The sequence below is a fragment of the Pseudomonas sp. NFACC32-1 genome (assembly GCF_900101215.1).
Classification (GTDB): domain Bacteria; phylum Pseudomonadota; class Gammaproteobacteria; order Pseudomonadales; family Pseudomonadaceae; genus Aquipseudomonas.
Window position 1 is genome coordinate 101,460 of sequence record NZ_FMUL01000002.1, and the last position, 18,598, is coordinate 120,057.

General features: G+C 61.8%; 18 protein-coding genes. 7 read left to right on the forward strand and 11 right to left on the reverse strand.

Features of this window, described 5'->3' with window-relative positions; genetic code table 11:
* Positions 1 to 22: 22 nt before the first annotated feature.
* From BLP99_RS04320 to BLP99_RS04335, 4 genes are all read left to right on the forward strand, one after another.
* Positions 23 to 2,461 (forward strand): TonB-dependent siderophore receptor, encoded by a 2,439-nt coding sequence (locus BLP99_RS04320; RefSeq protein WP_076406067.1) that lies wholly within the window; start codon positions 23 to 25, stop codon positions 2,459 to 2,461.
* Between the two features lie 93 nt (positions 2,462 to 2,554).
* Positions 2,555 to 3,685 carry a PepSY-associated TM helix domain-containing protein gene (locus BLP99_RS04325; RefSeq protein WP_072389860.1) on the forward strand — a complete coding sequence of 377 codons (1,131 nt, stop codon included), beginning with the start codon at positions 2,555 to 2,557 and terminating at the stop codon, positions 3,683 to 3,685.
* The gene (locus tag BLP99_RS04330; RefSeq protein WP_092179828.1) at positions 3,682 to 3,864 is read left to right on the forward strand and encodes a hypothetical protein; all 183 of its coding nucleotides are present in this window, start codon (positions 3,682 to 3,684) and stop codon (positions 3,862 to 3,864) included. Before BLP99_RS04325 ends, BLP99_RS04330 begins: the two co-directional genes overlap by 4 nt.
* Positions 3,865 to 3,956: 92 nt before the next feature.
* Positions 3,957 to 4,586, forward strand: coding sequence for a glutathione S-transferase family protein (locus BLP99_RS04335; RefSeq protein ID WP_072430861.1), 630 nt, complete (start codon positions 3,957 to 3,959; stop codon positions 4,584 to 4,586).
* A gap of 22 nt (positions 4,587 to 4,608) precedes the next feature.
* Here BLP99_RS04335 and BLP99_RS26370 read toward each other — a convergent pair whose 3' ends face one another.
* The 5 genes from BLP99_RS26370 to rloA2 all read right to left on the reverse strand — a co-directional run bounded on the left by BLP99_RS26370 (position 4,609) and on the right by rloA2 (position 8,988).
* On the reverse strand, positions 4,609 to 4,773 hold the full coding sequence (locus tag BLP99_RS26370; protein ID WP_156682190.1) for a hypothetical protein: 165 nt from the start codon (positions 4,771 to 4,773) through the stop codon (positions 4,609 to 4,611).
* Positions 4,770 to 6,143, reverse strand: coding sequence for a cell envelope integrity protein CreD (gene creD, locus BLP99_RS04340; RefSeq protein ID WP_072459116.1), 1,374 nt, complete (start codon positions 6,141 to 6,143; stop codon positions 4,770 to 4,772). The genes BLP99_RS26370 and creD overlap by 4 nt, the downstream gene beginning before the upstream one ends.
* 161 nt (positions 6,144 to 6,304) lie before the next feature.
* Complete coding sequence (creC, locus tag BLP99_RS04345; protein WP_072389872.1) at positions 6,305 to 7,723, reverse strand: two-component system sensor histidine kinase CreC; 1,419 nt, start codon at positions 7,721 to 7,723, stop codon at positions 6,305 to 6,307.
* Complete coding sequence (gene creB, locus BLP99_RS04350) at positions 7,723 to 8,403, reverse strand: two-component system response regulator CreB (protein WP_072389877.1); 681 nt, start codon at positions 8,401 to 8,403, stop codon at positions 7,723 to 7,725. The genes creC and creB overlap by 1 nt, the downstream gene beginning before the upstream one ends.
* A 69-nt stretch (positions 8,404 to 8,472) precedes the next feature.
* Positions 8,473 to 8,988, reverse strand: a complete 516-nt coding sequence (gene rloA2, locus BLP99_RS04355; RefSeq protein ID WP_072459137.1) for a retropepsin-like aspartic peptidase RloA2 — start codon at positions 8,986 to 8,988, stop codon at positions 8,473 to 8,475.
* Positions 8,989 to 9,162: 174 nt separating this feature from the next.
* Here rloA2 and BLP99_RS04360 point away from each other — a divergent pair, with 174 nt between their 5' ends.
* Positions 9,163 to 10,050 carry an acyltransferase gene (locus BLP99_RS04360; protein ID WP_072389880.1) on the forward strand — a complete coding sequence of 296 codons (888 nt, stop codon included), beginning with the start codon at positions 9,163 to 9,165 and terminating at the stop codon, positions 10,048 to 10,050.
* Here BLP99_RS04360 and BLP99_RS04365 read toward each other — a convergent pair whose 3' ends face one another.
* Positions 10,051 to 10,629, reverse strand: a complete 579-nt coding sequence (locus tag BLP99_RS04365) for a DUF2780 domain-containing protein (protein WP_072430862.1) — start codon at positions 10,627 to 10,629, stop codon at positions 10,051 to 10,053.
* A 302-nt stretch (positions 10,630 to 10,931) separates the two neighbouring features.
* On the opposite strand from BLP99_RS04365, the gene BLP99_RS04370 reads away from it, so the two are divergent.
* Positions 10,932 to 11,354, forward strand: coding sequence for a DUF3757 domain-containing protein (locus BLP99_RS04370; RefSeq protein WP_076406061.1), 423 nt, complete (start codon positions 10,932 to 10,934; stop codon positions 11,352 to 11,354).
* A 468-nt stretch (positions 11,355 to 11,822) separates the two neighbouring features.
* Complete coding sequence (locus tag BLP99_RS04375; protein ID WP_072389889.1) at positions 11,823 to 12,035, forward strand: cold-shock protein; 213 nt, start codon at positions 11,823 to 11,825, stop codon at positions 12,033 to 12,035.
* A gap of 96 nt (positions 12,036 to 12,131) precedes the next feature.
* Here the strand turns inward: BLP99_RS04375 and fdhA are convergent, their stop codons facing one another.
* The 5 genes from fdhA to BLP99_RS04400 form a co-directional block, all read right to left on the reverse strand.
* A complete protein-coding gene (fdhA, locus tag BLP99_RS04380) occupies positions 12,132 to 13,331 on the reverse strand; it encodes a formaldehyde dehydrogenase, glutathione-independent (RefSeq protein WP_072389892.1) in 1,200 nt (399 codons plus the stop codon).
* A 175-nt stretch (positions 13,332 to 13,506) separates the two neighbouring features.
* Positions 13,507 to 14,364 (reverse strand): formyltetrahydrofolate deformylase, encoded by an 858-nt coding sequence (gene purU, locus BLP99_RS04385; RefSeq protein ID WP_072389895.1) that lies wholly within the window; start codon positions 14,362 to 14,364, stop codon positions 13,507 to 13,509.
* 78 nt (positions 14,365 to 14,442) lie between these two features.
* Positions 14,443 to 15,075 (reverse strand): sarcosine oxidase subunit gamma, encoded by a 633-nt coding sequence (locus BLP99_RS04390; protein ID WP_092179830.1) that lies wholly within the window; start codon positions 15,073 to 15,075, stop codon positions 14,443 to 14,445.
* 173 nt (positions 15,076 to 15,248) lie between these two features.
* A complete protein-coding gene (locus BLP99_RS04395) occupies positions 15,249 to 18,266 on the reverse strand; it encodes a sarcosine oxidase subunit alpha (RefSeq protein ID WP_072389901.1) in 3,018 nt (1,005 codons plus the stop codon).
* Positions 18,263 to 18,592 (reverse strand): sarcosine oxidase subunit delta, encoded by a 330-nt coding sequence (locus BLP99_RS04400; RefSeq protein WP_024779445.1) that lies wholly within the window; start codon positions 18,590 to 18,592, stop codon positions 18,263 to 18,265. Before BLP99_RS04400 ends, BLP99_RS04395 begins: the two co-directional genes overlap by 4 nt.
* Between the last annotated feature and the right edge of the window lie 6 nt (positions 18,593 to 18,598).

Consider the following 18,598-nt stretch of genomic DNA (forward strand, 5'->3'; position numbering starts at 1 on the left):
ATTTCCATTCAGGAGCCGCCGTATGTCCCGTCCGCTAGACACCCTGTTGCGCCCCAGCCTGTTGGCCGTCGCCATTGCCTTTGCCGTCCCGTTGGCCAGCGGCCCGTTGCTGGCAGCCGAACAGGCTTCCAGCGTGCGCGCCTACAACCTGCCTTCCGCGCCATTGGCCAGCACCCTTAACCAGATTGCCAGCCAGGCCGGCCTCGCCTTGAGCCTGAGCCCTTCCCTGGTCTCAGGTAAGCAGTCGGCTCCGGTCCAGGGCCAGTTCGATGCCATCGGCGCATTGCGTGAAGCCTTGCGCGGCACCGGCCTGCAACTGGAACAAAGCAGCGCCGGCACCTACAGCCTGGCCGCCGTGCCCGAGGGCGTCATGGCCCTGCCGGAAACCAGCGTGATCGGCGCGGGCATCAGCGAAACCGCGTGGGGCCCGACCGAAGGTTATGCGGTCACCCGCACCGCCGCCGGCACCAAGACCGATACTCCGATTGTCGAACTGCCACGCTCGGTTTCCGTGGTCACGCGCCAGCAAATGGAAGACCGCTCCGTCCTCAACCTCAACGATGCCCTGCGCTACACCGCCGGCGTACAGAGCAGCGGCTACGGTTCGGACTCGCGTAACGACTGGCTGCTGGTGCGCGGTTTCGTACCGACCCAGTTCCTCGATGGCCTGCCGCTGCCCAAGGGCAACTACGTCACGCCGAAAATCGAGACTTGGAACCTGGAGCGCATCGCCGTGTTGCGCGGCCCCGCATCTTCGGTCTACGGCCAGACGCCGCCGGGCGGCCTGCTGGACATGGTCAGCCGTCGCCCACAGGCCGAGAGCAGTCATGAAGTGGAAGTACAGGCCGGCAGCTACGAGCACAAGCAGATCAATTTCGACAGCACCGGCAAGGTCGATGACGAAGGCCAGTTCCTTTATCGGGTCAGCGGCACCGTGCGCGACAGCAATTCCCAGGTCGATCACATTCCGGACAAGCGCTACAACCTCGCGCCGAGCCTGACCTGGAATATCAACGATGACACTCGCCTGACCTTCCTGACCCAGTTCACCCGCGACGACACCGGTATTACCGGGCAATTCCTGCCATTACAGGGCACCAAGCTGTCTTCGCCGGCGGGCAAGATTTCCCATCACAAGAACCTGGGGGATCCAGAGTGGGAATTCTATGACCGCACCTATTACGCACTCGGCTACGCGTTCGAACATCGCCTGAACGATACCTGGCAGTTCCGCCAGAACCTGCGCTATACCAAGAGCGACCTGGAGACCCAGGGCATCTCCGCTGGCGGACAATTCTGGCCAGCGGGGCCTGACGAGGCGGTAAGCGCCGATGGCACCATCAAGCGCAGCGCCAGTGTCATCGATGAAGACATCAGCCAGTTCGCTGTGGATAACAACTTCCAGGCCGACTTCCAAACCGGCGTTCTCAGCCACACCCTGCTGCTGGGCCTGGATCACCAGCGCTCGAACAGCAATGCGCGCTGGGACTGGGGTTCGAACGGTGTGCCGACCAGCAATATCCACAACCCGATCTACGGACAGGATTTCTCCAACGTCCAGTACTTCACCATGTATGACTACAACCAGAAGACCAACCAGACCGGCCTCTACATCCAGGACCAGATGGCCCTGGACAACTGGCGCCTGACCCTTGGCGGACGCGAGGACTGGGTCCACACCGGCACTGAGTTCCACAACCTCAACAACGTCACCAACACTCAGCGGGACAAGAAATTCAGCGGCAACGCCGCCCTGAGCTACGTCTTCGATAACGGCGTGACACCTTACATTTCCTTCGCACAGTCGTTCCAGGCCGCGGCAGGTTCAACGGTCAACAGCACCGATGCGTTCAAACCGACCGAGGGCGAACAGTACGAGGCCGGGATCAAGTACCAGCCCCCCGGCACCAGGACCTTGCTGACCGCCGCGGTGTTCGACCTGACCCAGAAGAACAACTCCGTGACCGAAAACAACGTCACTCGCCAGGTGGGCGAAGTCCAGGTCCGGGGCCTGGAGCTGGAGGCTTCGGGCAACGTGACCGACAACCTGAAACTCGTCGGCTCCTACACCTACAACGACAGCGAAATCACCAAGGGCACCGCGGCCGAAAAAGGCAAGCGCATGGCCCAGGTCCCGCGTAACCAGGCCACGGCGTGGGCCGACTACACCTGGCACAACGGCCTGCTGGACGGCTTCGGCGTGGGCGCAGGCGTGCGTTATGTCGGCGACACCTACGGCAACACCACCAACACCGACTGGGGCCATGTCGGCTCCTACACCGTGTACGACGCATCGGCCCATTACGACCTGGGCCGCCTGAACAAGACCCTCAAGGGGGTTACGGTGGCGGTGGACGCGAAGAACATCTTCAACAAGGACTACCTGTCCACTTGCGATGGTTTCTATTGCTACTACGGCGACCAACGCAACGTCGTTGCCAGCGTGAATTACAAATGGTAATCGGTTAGCCTTTGCGGCAAACCTTTCGAGGGTCAGCCGTGGCGAGGAATTTTCCTCTCGCCACGACCGGTCTCTTTTGCATCCGGATCCTTCATGAAAAGCAAAACCATCCGCCGCTGGTCGTTCATCCACACCTGGACCAGCCTGATCTGCACGGTGTTCCTGCTGATGCTGGCGATCACCGGGCTGCCGTTGATTTTCCATCATGAAATCGAGCACCTGCTGGGCGACGCCCCCGAGTTCCGGGAAATGCCCGCCGACACGCCACACCTGGACCTGCAACAGTTGGTGGAGAAGGCCAAGGCCCATCGTCCGGGTGAAGTGGTCCAGTATTTCGGCTGGGACGAAGACGACCCCAACGGTGTCATCACCATCATGGCGCCGACACCGGACACCGAGCCCAATTCCTCACACACCTTCATGCTCGATGCACGCACCGGCGAGGCGCTGGAAATGCCCTCGGCCAACGGTGGTTTCATGATGGTCATGCTGCGCCTGCACGTGGACATGTTCGCCGGGTTGCCCGGCAAGCTGCTGCTGGCGTTCATGGGGCTGTTGTTCGTGATCGCCATTGTCTCCGGCGTGGTCCTGTATTTGCCGTTCATGCGGCGTCTGAAGTTCGCCACGGTGCGCCAGGACAAATCCACGCGCCTGCGCTGGCTCGACCTGCATAACCTGATCGGCGTGGTCACGCTGGTCTGGGCGCTGACCGTCGGCGTCACAGGTGTCATCGCCGCGTGCGCCGACCTGATCATCGCCGCCTGGCGCAACGACAGCCTCGGCGCCATGGTCGAACCCTACCGCAACGCCCCGCCCCTGACCCAACTGGCGCCGGCCACCCGCCTGCTCGACATTGCCAGGCAAGCCACGCCAGGCATGGAGCCCAGTTTCATTGCATTCCCCGGCACGCTGTTTTCCAGCCAGCACCACTACGGTGTGTTCATGAAGGGCAATACCCACCTGACCTCTCACCTGCTGACCCCGGTGTTGATCGACGCCAGCACCCTGGACGTCACCGCCGTGGCCGAGCGACCCTGGTACATGGATGTCATGAGCCTGTCCTTGCCGCTGCACTTCGGTGATTACGGCGGCAGGCCGATGCAGATCTTCTGGGCGACCCTCGATGTGTTGACCATCATCGTCCTCGGCAGCGGGGTCTACCTGTGGCTGGTGCGGCGCAAGGCAGCCAAACGTGCGAGCGTCGGCGCGCAGGTGGTGTCGTGAGGCCCCGGCAGTCGAACTTCTGGAAAGTCTTTGGCGCTCCCGTGCTGATCGGTGTCCTTTGCGCCGGCGGACTGTTCTCGGCACTGTTGGGTGACGGTGCGTGGGACGCGGTGAGTTGGGTGGGCCTGGGACTGCCGACCCTGCTGGGCACCTGGGGGTTGTTCAAGCGCAACGGATAAGCTGCGCAGGGGGGCTCGCCAGTCGCGTCTGAACTGTCTAGGCTGTGCGAATCCCGGGTCTGAACCCTGTCCCCCCTCTCGAGACCGACTCCATGGCCACCCCCAGCATGACGCTGTTTCAAAATCCCGCTTCGCCCTTCGTCCGCAAGGTGCTGGTGCTGCTGCACGAAACCGGCCAGCAGGACCGCGTGGCGTTGCAGCTCAGCCAGCTCACCCCGGTCAGGCCGGACCAGAAGCTCATCGATGAAAACCCGTTGAGCAAGATCCCTGCCCTGCGCCTGTCCAACGGAACGGTGATCCATGACAGCCGCGTCATCCTCGATTACCTGGACCACCAGCACGTCGGTAATCCGCTGATTCCCCGTGAAGGCGCAGCCCGCTGGCGACGCCTGACCCTCGCGTCCCTGGCCGACGGGATCATGGACGCGGCAGTACTGATCCGCTACGAAACCGCCTTGCGTCCCGTGGAAAAACACTGGGACGAGTGGCTCGACGCGCAACGGGACAAGATTCGCCGCGCCCTGACCGTGCTCGACACCGAGGCGGTCGCCGAACTGGCCAGCCACTTCGACGTGGCGTCCATCAGCGTGGCTTGCGCCCTGGGTTACCTGGACCTGCGCCACCCGGACCTGGAATGGCGCGAGACCAATCCGCAGCTGGCGCAGTGGTTCGCCGAGGTGAGCCTGCGGCCTTCAATGATTGAAACAGTGCCCCGGGTCTGACGCTGCGCCAGCTGTCCCGGCCTCATCGCGAGCAGGCTCGCTCCCACATCGAATCGTGTCGCACCTTGGGGGAGCGAGCCTGCTCGCGATGGCAGCGCACCGGATCCAGCGGGAACAACCCGGCAATGCGCATTACCAACAGTTCGCGTACCCGCTGATCCTCGCGCAACCCCAACGAGCGACTCATTTCACTTCCCCCAGATCGAACGTCATGGTCGCCGCCGGTTTCGATCCGACCCCGTACCAGTCCAGCTTGCGGGTCAACACCATGAACACGCCCAGTAGACCGAACAGCAACAGCGAGCCCATCAACAACGCATAGTCCTCGGCGCTCAGCAAGCCGTAGAGCAATGCATACAGCGCCGCCAGCCCTGCCGAAAAACCCAGGCCATGGCTTACGCTGCGCAACACATGACAGACGTAGAACCCCACCAGCGACACACAGGCACTGGCCGACAACAGGTACGCCAGGGCAAAGCCGATGTGTTCCGACAGCGATAGCAAAAGCAGGTAAAAGAACGCCAGCGCCACGCCCACCAGGGCGTACTGGACGGGGTGCACGGCCAGGCTCTTGAGCACCTCGAAAAGGAAGAAACCGGCGAATGTCAGGGCAATGAACAGCAGGGCATATTTGATCGCCCGATCGCTCTTGAGGTACTGGTCCACCGGATCGATGAAGCTCACGCCGAAGGCACGGCTGCGGAACGTTTCACAGCTGTCGCTCGCCACGCAGTTCTGCAACGCTTCTTCAAGGTTGGTGGAGAAGAACGAGGTCTGCCAGTCGGCACTGAAACCCTGTTCATTGATGTCGCGATTGACGGGCAGGTAGTTGCCGATGAAGCTCGGGTGCGGCCAGTCGGCGGCCAGGTGCACCTTGCTGGTCTTGCCCACCGGCAGGATCTGCAGTTCACCGGTGCCCTGCAGGCGCAGATCGAAACCGAAGGTCAGCTCGGCGCCATTCTGGCCGTTGACCATGGGCAATGGCACATGCACCCCCTGCCCCAGCCAACCGACCCGCGAACCGGGCAGGAAGTCGACGGTCTGCTCATTGAGTTTCAGCACCAGCGCACTCTCGATGCCACGGATGTCGCTGATGCCTACGCTCAGGTACGGCTCGTCGAAGCGATAATCGGCCGCCTCCTTGACGGTCAAGCCATAGCGCTCGGGCAACTTGAAGCGACCATCGATCCGGCTGTCGGCGTGGAACAACCGAGCCTCGTAGATGCCCCGGGCACGGGTTTCGGTGCGGACCTGGCCATCGAGTTCGAACTGATCCGGCAGAAAATACAATTCACCGCTTTGCTCGACGGTTTCCAGGAAACGGACACCGGTCTTCTCATTGGTATTCCAGACACGCACATCCTTGCGAAACGGCACCACGATCATCGGCCCGATGAGCTGCTGGCTGTGGCTGGAACTGCTGGCGATCTCCTGCAAGACGCCGTCGCGCAGCGCCTGGCGATCATCGATAAGGCCGTTGATCATCAGCAACGGAATCATCAGCAAGAGGATCAGTAGGGCAATCATGCCCAGTTTCACGGCGAGGCTGCGGTTCATGTGGAAGCTCCCTGTTTGAATGAGGGAGATTCTGGAGCGGCTGTGTGGGCTGTTTATGAGGCGAATGTGGAGTTTGTGTGGAAAACGGGCGAGCCCTTGTTGAGCAGCCCGCCTTCATGTGGACCGTGGCGAACCCGTGCGAGTGGGCCGTGCCATGGATCTCAGGGCAAGCGCAACACCACTTCCACGCCGCCCTCGACATTGCCGATCGCGAATTCCCCGGCATGCAGCTGCACCACTTCTTCCACAAAGTTGAGTCCCAACCCGGTGCTCTTGCGTCCGCTGTCCGGGCGCGGCAGTGAATAGAAACGCTCGCTCAGGCGCGGCAGGGCGTAGTCGGGAATCGGCTCGGCCTGATTGAACAACCGGATCTCGACAAGGTTGCCGATGCGCTCGGCGCTGATTCGCAGCAATCCGTGGGCAGGGGTGAAGTCCAGGGCGTTTTCCAGCAGGTTGCCCAATGCCTGGCGCAACAGAAATGCCTCCCCGGTGAGGATCAGGTCGGCGCCAACCTGCCGTTCGATCCGCAACTGTCGCTGTTCGATCCAGCCACCTCGGGCTTCAAGCAATTCGTCCAGCAAGGGCGCCAGGGGAACCGCCACCTGCTCCTCCAGCCCCTGGCGCTGTTCGACCTGGGCCAGGTTGAGCAAACGCTCGATCAGTTGCTGCATGCGTACGCTTTCATTGTCGATGTTGCTGACGAACCGCTGGTGCTGGGCCGCGGGCATATCGCTCTGCAGCAACTCGGCGGCACCGCGAATCGCCGCCAGCGGGCTCTTGAGCTCGTGGGTCAGGGTGTGCACATAGCGCTCGACATATGCCTTGCCTTCGAGCTGGGTGCGCATGTGCTCCAGGGCATGCGCCAGTTGCTCGAACTCGCCGCCGCGATAATGCGGCACCTCCACCCGTTGTCCCTGGCTGACGGCCTGGGCATACCGGGTCAGGCGTCGCAGCGCCGAGCTGAGCCACCACGACAGCAAGGCCCCGAGCAGCAGGCCCAGGCCAATCAGCCCGGCGCCGTAAAGCAGCAGGCGCCGCTCCGTGCGGTCGATGTAAGGCTGCAGCGAGCTGTTGGGCTTGGCCACGGTCACCACGCCGATGATCCGGCCGTTATCGCGGATCGGTGCCCCGACATGCATCACCGAGGAGGTCGGGTCATCGGCGACGCTGCGGGTCGAGCGTGCCCCGTACTGGCCACGCAGGGTCAGGTAGACGTCGTTCCAGCGCGAGTAATCCTGCCCCACCGCCACACCGCTGGAATCGAGCACCACGATGCCGTCGGCATCCGTGACGTAGATGCGATGGCTGACCTGGTTCTTCGGCAAACCCCAGATCGTGGCCCCCGGCTGGCGTTCGCCATAAGCCTTGAGCAACTGCGGCCAGCGATTCTGGCTGAGGGTGCCGGCCTTGAAGTCGTCGCGCAGGATCTCGGCCATCAGGTTCGCCGTGTCCACCAGGGTTTCCTCGGTGGACTGGCGAACACCGGGCCGGATCTGTTCGATCACCGTGCCGAGCACGAAATACCCGGTCAGGCCGATGAACAGCACATAGACCAGGAAAATGCGCAGCCCCAGCGGCATCAGCTGTTCCCCGGGCTGTAGCTGTAGCCGAGGCCGCGATGGGTCTGGATCGGCTCCGCCTCGGCCCTGACCAGCCTCAGCTTGGCGCGCACGCTCTTGATATGGCTGTCGATGCTGCGTTCGTAACCGGCATCGCTGGCCACGCCCAAGGCATCGAGCAATTGTTCGCGGCTGAACACTCGCTCGGGCTGTTCCAGCAGACAGTTCAGCAGGCGAAACTCGTGACGTGTCAGGTTCAGTGGCTTGCCGCGATAGCTGATCTGCACGCGGTCGCCGTCCACCTGGAACAGCGCCGTACCCAGCTCCGTGGCGGGTCGCGGCGCCACCCGCTTGAGGATCGCCCGGACCCTGGCGGCGACCTCCCGCGGGCTGAAAGGCTTGACCACGTAGTCGTCGGCGCCGATTTCCAACCCCACCACCCGATCAATCTCGCCATCCCGAGCCGTCAGAAAGATGACCGGCACCTCGCTGAAACGTCTGAGATTCTTGCAGGTCTCAAAACCGCTGATATCCGGCAGGCCTACATCGAGGATGATCAGGTCCGCCGGTGTGTTTTTCTGGTGTTCGAGCGCCGCGGCGCCAAGGCTCAGCCAAGTGGTGTCGAAACCTTCGCCTTGCAGGGCAAATACCAGCGTATCGGCAATGGCGGCTTCGTCTTCGACAATCAGAATATGAGGCATGGCTTGAGAGCCCGACAATAAAGTTGCCGGAACGGTGCCCCAACCCTGGAGGCGCGTCAATCGGGTAAATCAGCAGTCCGGCTTGTCCGCCGTGAAACGTCGGGCCGGGTTCACCGCGGCATCGAATTCGCGCAGAGCCTTGGCGCCAATCAACAGCGGATAATTGAAACCGCTGCGGTCGGTCAGGTTGACCTCCACGGTGCGCTTGACGTTGCCCAGGCACATCTCCAGTTCCACCACCGGACGCTTGCTGGGTGCGGCCGACTCGCCTTCGTCTTCATCTTCTTCGGAGCGGGTCTTGATCTTGCTGATGCGCGCCACCTTGTGTTCATAGATCTTGTTGCTCGCATCCTTGGTGGCCAGGCGGAACCGCACCCAGTCGTCTCCGTCGCGGGTGAAGGTTTCGATGTCCTTGGCCGACAACGAGGCCGTGAGGGCGCCGGTGTCCATCTTGGCCTTGAGGACTTCACCGCCGATTTCCGGCAGCGCGATGTATTCGTACCGTCCGTACAGGGTCGGCTCGGCGGCCAGCGCCGGAAGGGCCAGCAGGGAAAGCAGGGAAAGCAGGGCAAGGGTTGATTTCATGGTCATGAGGCTTCCTGTGTGAAGTGGTTTTTTAGACCGTGGCCTGGCCATTGGTTTCATTGCGCAGCGATGGCAGCCTACCCGAAGCGATGTGAAACAATCGTCCACGGCGGATTTGGCCTACCGCCCGAAGCTGCTTATCATGGCCCGCCTAACTGCTTGCAAGAGTCTTCTATGCGCCGACTGCTCACCGGCTGTTTCGTCACCCTGCTGCTGTTGCTCAACACCCTGGTGCTGTTCGGGCCGCTGATGGTGTTCGCACTGCTCAAACTGGTCCTGCCCGGGCGCTTTCGCGACTATGCCTCCTGGGCGGTGATGTGGATCGCCGAAACCTGGGCCGAAATCGACAAACTGATCTTCGCCCTGTGCATCCCCACCCGCTGGGACATTCGCGGCGGCGAGGACTTGCGTGGCGATACCTCCTACCTGGTCATCAGCAACCACCAATCCTGGGTAGACATTCCCGCCCTGGTCCAGGCACTCAATCGGCGGACACCTTTCTTCAAGTTCTTTCTCAAGAAAGAGCTGATCTGGGTGCCGTTCCTGGGCCTGGCCTGGTGGGCGCTGGATTATCCGTTCATGAAGCGCTACACCAAGGCCTTCCTGGCGAAAAACCCGGAGCTGGCGGGCAAGGACCTGGAAATCACCCGGGCGGCCTGCGAGCTGTTCAAGCGCCAGCCGGTCACCGTGGTGAACTACCTCGAAGGCACCCGGTATACCGCCGCCAAGAGCCAGCAGCAGCAATCGCCCTTCACCCATCTGCTCAAGCCCAAGGCCGGTGGCGTGGCGTTCGTCCTGGCGGCCATGGGCGAACAGCTGGATGCGGTACTGGACGTAACGGTGGTGTACCCCCAGGAACGGATTCCCGGTTTCTGGGACCTGATCAGCGGCGCGGTGCCCAGGGTCATCGTCGACATCCAGACCCGAGCGCTGGATCCGGCGCTATGGCAAGGCGACTACGAAAACGACCCGGTTTTCCGGCAGCACGTCCAGGAGTGGGTCAACCAGCTCTGGACCGAAAAGGACCGGCGCATCGCCGCCTTGCGCAACGAACGCGACTGATCAGATCCCCGCGCCCGGGCTCCAGATGCCGCTCAGGCTCTGGAGCAATGAACCGGCCACGCCCTGTTGGCCGAGGTACTCAAGGATCACCGGGGCAAACTGACCGATCATGCCGCTGTCCATGCCCAGTGCGCTGAAGGTGTTGTTCAGGTCCTGGGTGTCCTTGACATTACCCAGCAGGCCGTCGAGCAATGCGTTCCTTTCCGATCCGCCCCCCAGCAGGCCGCCCAGGCCATTGAGTCCGCCAATGGCGCTGTTGCCAGCAATCTGGTCCAGGCCCGGCACACTTGCGCTCAATTCGGAAAACTGCGGTTCGCTGAGCCGGTTCTTCGCCAGCCCCAGCATCGCACCGGCACCGCCGATGGCCTGCTCCGGCGTGATGTTCAACTGCGATCCCAACGTATTGAGCAACCCGGCGGCTTTAGGCGCAGCCGCGATGGCGCCCTCTTGCTGCCCAGGCTGATTGCCTTGCATTGCCGCCACTGCATCGACTGCATCACTGAGGCTGAACTGCGCGAAGGCTGGACTGGCGGCCAGTGACAGCAGGCAAGACAGTGCAAAACCGCGTGGAACCTTCATCCCAACATCCTCTGAAACCCTGACAAGCCACCCGGTAAGGAAGTAGCGCAAACCGTGGGTTGGACGAAGGTTGACGGCGATTGTTCCGGGCCGGATTAAAAATCAGATAACACTAATGGAAAATTCCTTCAGAACAATCAGAAACAACTGGCTTTTAAAAAACCAGAACTGAATTAGCCCAAAAACTCTAAAACACCTGCTCATAATTCAGAATTGACATAATCAACTGTCAACCTTGACAGTAGCCCGCCCCGCCGTAGTTGCGACCATAGGCTTGATCGAGTTATTTGGAGCCCTGAAAGATGCAAAGGATACTGGCTGGGTGCGCGGGGTTATTCCTGTCATTGAACGGATACCTGCATGCAGGTGAAATAATCTGCCCTGCTGTTACCGATATTCATAGAAACATGGAGACCGCAGACGACACCTACTCGGTGGAAGTACGGGATGATCGCGAATGGGCGAGCCAGCAATTGGTAGAGGAAGTCAATCCGGCGTTGCTGGAATTCAGCGGCGCCGAATATGTACTTCATGAACCCGATGGTGACGAACAGACTCCGACGAGGGCCACCATTATCTGCCGGTATGGCCAGCTGAATCTGACATTGGAGCATCTGCAAGTACAGGAGCCCTTCTTTTCAGAGTGGGCGGACAATCGTTGTGAAAGTTTGGATCCGTCGGTGTGCAGACTGATAAACGCGGACTATTTCAATGTGACCTTCTAATATGACGCTTTGTAACTTGACCCACACTTAGTCCGGACTCCAGCCGCTCACTCCAGACATCCCGAAACTCCGTCGGCACTTCCCGCCCCTCTCTGCAGCCGTGGGTGACCTGGCTTCCTCTGTGCCAGAGCATCTTGCAGCGCTGCATTGAACAGCGACGCCCCGGCATGGACCCTACAGCGAATGTCGAAGCATGAATGCCCAGGCGTTCTACCGCGGTTTCTGCGAGCGGCTTCACAGTCACGGTGATCCGGCACTGAATACAGCCTCACCTTTGATAGCAATCCTGCTGAAGAGGCGATCTCTCTGGAACCTTACCCAGGCGCATTCTTATTCCCTCTCGGTATTATCCGCTGTCAACTCTGACAGTAGGCAACGACCGGCCCCGATCCTAAGCTCCCAATGCGTCAACAAAACAAGACTATGGGCCCCCAGTCTTTATCCACTCGGGCAGGCAGGACGAAAGACATGAGCGATCGACTCAAAGGAACCGTCAAATGGTTTAACGATGCAAAGGGCTACGGCTTCATTACCTGTGGCGACAGCGGCAAGGAACTGTTCGTGCACTTTTCAGCCATCGATGGGGAGGGCTACAAGACCTTGAAGGAACGACAGACCGTCTCTTTTGAAGTTGAACAGGGAAGCAAGGGCGTCCAGGCCGCGAGAGTGACACTGGAATAAACTTCGCGACGCAGCAACAGCCCATCCACTCAATGGGTATCAGTGACCGCAGAGTCCAAAGAAAAGGGCGACATCTCTGTCGCCCTTTTTTTCGCCTTATGCGGCGCTGAACAGCTTGTGCGGATCGATCACGAATTTCTTCGGCACACCGGCATCGAACTCGCCGTAGCCTTTTGGCGCGTCGTCCAGGCTGATGACCTGTACGCCGACGATTTCCGCGATGTTGATGCGATCCCACATGATGGCTTGCATCAGTTGACGGTTGTACTTCATGACCGGGGTCTGGCCGGTGTGGAAGCTGTGGGACTTGGCCCAACCCAGGCCGAAGCGGATGCTCAGGGCACCGATCTTGGCGGCGGCATCGACCGCGCCCGGATCTTCGGTCACGTACAGGCCTGGAATACCGATCTTGCCGGCAACGCGGGTCACCTGCATCAGGGAGTTGAGCACGGTGGCCGGGGCCTCGTGCTTGACGCCTTCATGGCCATGACCACGGGCTTCGAAGCCCACGGCATCGACGGCACAGTCGACTTCCGGCTCGCCCAGCAGGTCGGCGATCTGCTCGTGCAGTGGCGTGTCCTTGGACAGGTCGGCGATTTCGAAGCCCTGCGCCTTGGCATGCGCCAGGCGAACCGGGTTGACGTCACCGACGATGACGACCGCCGCACCCAGCAGGCGCGCAGAAGCCGCTGCCGCCAGGCCCACCGGACCGGCGCCCGCGATGTACACAGTGCTCCCTGGGCCGACACCGGCGGTGACAGCGCCGTGGTAGCCGGTAGGCAGGATGTCGGACAGGCAGGTCAGGTCACGGATCTTCTCCATGGCCTTGTCGCGGTTCGGCAGCTTCAACAGGTTGAAGTCGGCGTAGGGCACCAACACGTACTCAGCCTGGCCACCGGTCCAGTCGCCCATGTCGACGTAACCGTAGGCACCGCCGGCACGGGCCGGGTTGACGGTCAGGCAGACGCCGGTGTGTTGCTCCTTGCAGGAACGGCAGCGCCCGCAAGCCACGTTGAATGGCACCGAAACCAGATCGCCGATCTTCAGGTTCTCGACGTCGCTGCCCTTCTCGATCACTTCACCGGTGATTTCATGCCCCAAGACCAGGCCGGTCTGGGCAGTGGTGCGGCCGCGAACCATGTGCTGGTCGGAGCCGCAGATGTTGGTGGATACCACGCGCAGGATGACGCCGTGCTCGATCTTCCTGCCACGCGGGTCCTGCATTTTTGGATAGTCGATTTTCTGTACTTCGACCTTGCCTTGGCCGAGATACACGACACCACGATTACCGGACATGCTTTCACCTCGCTGTTGTTTTTATGAAACTGCGTCGCCCAGGCAGGCAGCGCGTTGATTGCTCGGGTTAATGCTTGTGTCTTGTTTCTGTCTTCTTTGGGAGGGCCTCATCGTGATCAGGCTCGCTCCCCTATTGGATCTCTTTGTTGTCGTCGAGCCTGCTCGACCAGAGGCGCTACAGGACGACCGTACGATTGGCGTTCAGAAATACTCGCCTTTCAATGTGATACCCCACTGCCCGGGCCAGGGTGAGCCCTTCGATGTCCCGGCCCTTGGCGATCAGGTCCTCGGGATAGTGGCTGTGGTCCACCACTTCCACGCCCTGGGCGATGATCGGGCCTTCGTCCAGGTCGTTGTTGATGTAGTGCGCCGTGGCGCCCACCAGTTTCACGCCTTTGTTGTAGGCCTGGTGGTACGGCTTGGCACCCTTGAAGCCCGGCAGCAGGGAGTGGTGGATGTTGATCGCCTTGCCATCGAGCTTGCGGCACAACTCCGGAGACAGCACCTGCATGTAGCGGGCGAGAATCACCAGCTCGGCACCGGTGTCTTCGATCACCTGCCATACCTGGCGCTCCTGGGCCGGCTTGTCGTTCGGGTCCAGGGGGAAATGGTAGTAGGGAATCTGGTGCCAGTCGGCCAGCGGCTTGAGGTCCGGATGATTGGACACCACGGCCACCACATCCATGGATAACTGGCCGATGCGCTGGCGATAGAGCAAGTCGTTGAGGCAGTGATCGGCCTTGGAGACCATGATCACCACTTTGGGTCGGTAATTGGGTGGCGTCAGCTCGAAGACCATGCCGAAGGCTTGCGCCCGCTCGGCCAGTCCGGCACGGAAGCTCTGTTCGTCGAACCCGTCAGGCTGGCGGAACTCCACGCGAATGAAGAAACGCGCCGAGAGCCGGTCGTCGAAGGAGTGGTGCTCGGTGACGTAGCAGCCCTGCTCGAACAGAAAGCGGGTCACCGCGTCCACCGTGCCGAGCACGCTGGGGCAGTCGGCGGTGAGAATCCATGTATCCGGGGCACGGCTCATTGCGGTGACTCCTGTTGTTGTGGGTAGGCCCCCGCCCAGTGCAGAACCCTGCGGCGAGGGGCTTTAGCCTGTGATGTCTCAGGCCTGCACACTCAACCCATATTCGGCCGATGCATCCTGCAGCCACAGCCACCAGTAATCGGAGAAGCTGCGACGAATCACCAGTTCCCAGGTGTCTTCGGCGGTGTGGCGGATCACCAGTTGCGACTTGGCGAACACGGTGCCTACGGCCTTGCCCACCGGGAAGTTGCTCGGATGCACGTCATAGCTGGTGGATTTCATCAGCACGTCGCGCACGTTCGGGCCGGACAGCTCGAGGATCTGCTGGCCGCCGCTGACATTGACGATCTGGATGTGCAGCTCACCCAGGGCTTCACGCAGTTTCTGCTCGGCGGCGAACTCTTCGCCAGTGGGCACGACCAGTAGCCATTCGTCAGGGCCGAGCCATTGCAGGCTGGTTTCACCCTTGACGATGACGGTCAGCGCCCCGGGCAGTTCCAGGCCCAGGGCCTTGTGCACGCCAGCGGCGAATGCCGGATCGTGGCCATCGCCACGGATGGTCAGGTGACCCAGGAGTTTTTTCTCGCGCACGGTCACACCGGCGTTCTTGCGACCCTTGCCCACCAGGCTGGCGAGGTCGGCATGGTGCAGCGACGACTCGGCCTTGGCCCCGGTGGTGGGGCGTTGTTGGTACACGTTGACTGCGGTCATATGGAGCACCTGTCTGAATGCTGTTGGGTCAGACCCTTATGGTTATGGTGGCTGTCAGGCCGTCATCGCGAGCAAGCTCGCTCCCACAAGGGCTACGCGATCAACTGTGGGAGCGAGCTTGCTCACGATGATGCCGATGCGGCATCGCCGGTCTCCCACAGGACCTCAAGCCACTAGATATTCTGCCGATCCCCCTTCGGATCGAAGAACACCGAAGAAACGATCTCTGCCTCGATCACGCGGCCATCGGCCAGCGGTGCGAACACCCGCTCGCCCATGCGCTTGAGACCGCCCTTGACCACACCCATGGCAAACGAATAACCCAGGGAGTTATGCGCATAGCTGGAGGTCACGTGGCCGACCATCGACATCGGGATCGCCTGCTTGGGGTTGAACACCAGCTGCGCGCCTTCCGGCAGCCAGACATTCGGATCGATCGGCTTGAGGCCCACCAGTTGCTTGCGGTCCTCGCGCACGCAGTCCTCCCGGTTCATGCCCCGCCAGCCGATCCACGAGAACGGTTTGGTGCGGCCCACGCACCAGCCCATGTTCAGGTCGTCCGGAGTCATCGAGCCATCGGTGTCCTGGCCAACGATAATGAAGCCCTTCTCGGCCCGCAGCACGTGCATCGTTTCGGTGCCGTACGGGGTCAGGTTGTACTTCTTGCCCGCTTCGACGATCTGCTCGAGCACGCCCATGGCGTAGTCGGCCTGCACGTTGATCTCATAGGACAGTTCACCGGTGAACGAGATACGGAACACCCGCGCCGGCACGCCACCCACCAGGCCTTCTTTCCAGGTCATGAACGGGAAGCCGTCCTTGTCCAGGTCGATGTCGGTGACTTCGCTCAGCAGCTTGCGGCTGTTGGGTCCCGACAGGGTCATGGTCGCCCAGTGGTCGGTGACGGAAGTGAAATACACCTTGAGGTCCGGCCATTCGGTCTGCTGATAGATCTCCAGCCATTGCAGCACGCGCGCAGCGCCGCCAGTGGTGGTGGTCATCAGGAAGTGGTTGTCCGCCAGACAGGCTGTCACGCCGTCGTCGAACACCATGCCGTCTTCCTTGCACATCAGGCCATAACGAGCCTTGCCCACGTCCAGCTTGGTCCAGGCGTTGGTATAGATGCGGTTGAGAAACTCGCGTGCATCCGGGCCCTGGATGTCGATCTTGCCCAGGGTCGAGGCGTCCAGCAGGCCCACGCTGTCGCGCACGGCCTTGCATTCGCGCTTGACCGCGGCATGCATGTCCTCGCCGTTCTTCGGGAAATACCAAGGGCGTTTCCACTGGCCGACGTCTTCGAACTCGGCGCCGTTCTTCACGTGCCAGGCATGCAGCGCAGTGAAACGCACCGGCTCGAAGATGTGCCCGCAATGCCGGCCAGCCACTGCGCCGAATGTCACCGGCGTGTAGTTCGGACGGAACATCGTAGTGCCCATCTGCGGGATGCTCACGTTCAGCGAACGGGCCGCGATGGCCAGGCCGTTGACGTTGCCCAGCTTGCCCTGGTCGGTGCCGAAGCCCAGTGCGGTGTAGCGCTTGACGTGTTCCACCGACTCGAAGCCTTCGCGGGTGGCGAGCTCGATGGCGGCGGCGGTGACGTCGTTCTGCAGGTCGACGAACTGCTTCGGCGCCCGTGCGGTGGATTTTTCATGAGGCACCTGGAACAACGCCAGGGTCGGCTCTTCATGGCGGCTCAGGGCTTTGGGCAGAACGCCCTCCACCGCTTGGAAGCCGGCCTCGCTGGCCGCGCGCACGCCACCTTCGAAGCCATCGGCCAGGGCATCGCCAAGGCTGTAGACACCATTCACGCCGCCCACGCAGACGCGCTTCTGTGGTGCTTCGCCCGGTACGAAACCGAGGATGTCTTCACGCCAGATCGGCTTGCCGCCCAGGTGCGATGCCAGGTGGACCACCGGGCTGTAGCCGCCGGAGCTGGCCACCAGGTCGCAGTCCAGCCATTCGCCGGGGCTGGTGACCTTGTGGGCGCGGACATCGATCGCGGCGATACGCGCCGCGGTCACGCGCTTGCTGCCGCGGACCTCGATCACGGCACTGCCGGTGAGAATGCGAATGCCTTTGGCGCGCGCCTCTTCCACCAGCGCACCACGAGGATTGCTGCGGGCATCGGCGATGGCCACCACTTGCAGGCTGGCGTCGAACCAGTCCAGGGCCACTCGATAGGCATGGTCGTTGTTGGTGGTCAGCACCAGCTTCTTGCCTGGCGCCACGCCATAGCGACGTACATAGGTGGAGACCGCACCGGCCAGCATGTTGCCCGGTACGTCGTTGTTGCCGTAGACCAACGGACGCTCGCAGGTACCGGTCGCCAGCACGACGCGCTTGGCGCGGACCCGGTTGATGCGTTGGCGCACCTGGCCGATCGGTGCGCGGTCACCGAGGTGATCGGTGAGGCGCTCATGGATGGTCAGGAAGTTGTGGTCGTGATAGCCGTTGACGGTGGCACGAGGCAGCAGCACCACCTCCGGCATCGAGCGCAGTTCAGCCACGGCTGCTGCGACCCACTCGGCCGCCGGCTTGCCGTCCAGGCTTTCACGGGAGTCGAGCAGGCTGCCGCCGAACTCTTCCTGCTCATCGGCCAGGATCACCCGCGCGCCGCTGCGGCCGGCGGCCAATGCGGCAGCCAGGCCAGCGGGGCCGGCACCGACCACCAGCACGTCACAATGACGGTTCATGTAGTCGTATGTGTCCGGGTCGTTCTCGGTCGGCGAGCGACCCAGGCCTGCGGCCTTGCGGATGTACTTCTCGTAGGTCATCCAGAACGACTGTGGATACATGAAGGTCTTGTAGTAGAAGCCCGGCGGCATCAGCTTGCCGCCGACCTTGCCGAGAATTCCCATCATGTCGTTGTTCACGCTCGGCCAGCCATTGGTGCTGGTGGCGACCAGGCCCTGGTACAGCGCCTGTTGCGTGGCGCGCACGTTGGGGATCTGCGTGGCTTCGGTGGCACCGATCTGCAGCACCGCGTTCGGCTCTTCGGCACCGGCGGCGAAGATGCCGCGCGGGCGGGAGTACTTGAAGCTGCGGCCGATGATGTCGACACCATTGGCCAGCAGCGCGGCCGCCAGGGTGTCGCCTTCGAAGCCCTTGTAGGTCTGGCCGTTGAAGGTGAAGCTCAGCACTTTGTTGCGGTCGATCCGTCCGCCGTTGGACAGGCGATTGATCTGGCTCATACCTTCTCTCCCAGAGCCTGTGCGGCCGCTTTCGGACTGTCAGCCTTATCGGTGAATTGCGGCTTTTGGCCGATCTTGTAGGTTTCGAGAATCTCGTAGGTCACGGTGTCGCGGGTCGCGTTGAAGTACTGGCGGCAACCGGCGGCATGGATCCACAACTCGTGATGCAGGCCGCGAGGGTTGTCGCGGAAGAACATGTAGTCGCCCCACTCCTCGTCGGTGCAGCTGTTCGGGTCCAGGGGACGCGGGATGTGTGCCTGGCCGGACGAGTGGAATTCCTCTTCGGAGCGCAGTTCGCCGCAGTGAGGACAGAAGATGTGCAACATGTGGGA

What these genes read in the sequence shown, in the direction of transcription:
- creB (WP_072389877.1), bottom strand. Translation starts at nt 8,403, where the DNA reads ATGCCTCATATTCTGATTGTCGAAGACGAAGCCGCCATTGCCGATACG.
- BLP99_RS04390 (WP_092179830.1), bottom strand. Translation starts at nt 15,075, where the DNA reads ATGACCGCAGTCAACGTGTACCAACAACGCCCCACCACCGGGGCCAAG.
- BLP99_RS04365 (WP_072430862.1), bottom strand. Translation starts at nt 10,629, where the DNA reads ATGAAGGTTCCACGCGGTTTTGCACTGTCTTGCCTGCTGTCACTGGCC.
- BLP99_RS04325 (WP_072389860.1), top strand. Translation starts at nt 2,555, where the DNA reads ATGAAAAGCAAAACCATCCGCCGCTGGTCGTTCATCCACACCTGGACC.
- rloA2 (WP_072459137.1), bottom strand. Translation starts at nt 8,988, where the DNA reads ATGAAATCAACCCTTGCCCTGCTTTCCCTGCTTTCCCTGCTGGCCCTT.
- BLP99_RS04400 (WP_024779445.1), bottom strand. Translation starts at nt 18,592, where the DNA reads ATGTTGCACATCTTCTGTCCTCACTGCGGCGAACTGCGCTCCGAAGAG.
- BLP99_RS04375 (WP_072389889.1), top strand. Translation starts at nt 11,823, where the DNA reads ATGAGCGATCGACTCAAAGGAACCGTCAAATGGTTTAACGATGCAAAG.
- BLP99_RS04320 (WP_076406067.1), top strand. Translation starts at nt 23, where the DNA reads ATGTCCCGTCCGCTAGACACCCTGTTGCGCCCCAGCCTGTTGGCCGTC.
- creD (WP_072459116.1), bottom strand. Translation starts at nt 6,143, where the DNA reads ATGAACCGCAGCCTCGCCGTGAAACTGGGCATGATTGCCCTACTGATC.
- fdhA (WP_072389892.1), bottom strand. Translation starts at nt 13,331, where the DNA reads ATGTCCGGTAATCGTGGTGTCGTGTATCTCGGCCAAGGCAAGGTCGAA.
- BLP99_RS26370 (WP_156682190.1), bottom strand. Translation starts at nt 4,773, where the DNA reads ATGAGTCGCTCGTTGGGGTTGCGCGAGGATCAGCGGGTACGCGAACTG.
- BLP99_RS04370 (WP_076406061.1), top strand. Translation starts at nt 10,932, where the DNA reads ATGCAAAGGATACTGGCTGGGTGCGCGGGGTTATTCCTGTCATTGAAC.
- BLP99_RS04360 (WP_072389880.1), top strand. Translation starts at nt 9,163, where the DNA reads ATGCGCCGACTGCTCACCGGCTGTTTCGTCACCCTGCTGCTGTTGCTC.
- purU (WP_072389895.1), bottom strand. Translation starts at nt 14,364, where the DNA reads ATGAGCCGTGCCCCGGATACATGGATTCTCACCGCCGACTGCCCCAGC.
- creC (WP_072389872.1), bottom strand. Translation starts at nt 7,723, where the DNA reads ATGCCGCTGGGGCTGCGCATTTTCCTGGTCTATGTGCTGTTCATCGGC.
- BLP99_RS04335 (WP_072430861.1), top strand. Translation starts at nt 3,957, where the DNA reads ATGGCCACCCCCAGCATGACGCTGTTTCAAAATCCCGCTTCGCCCTTC.
- BLP99_RS04395 (WP_072389901.1), bottom strand. Translation starts at nt 18,266, where the DNA reads ATGAGCCAGATCAATCGCCTGTCCAACGGCGGACGGATCGACCGCAAC.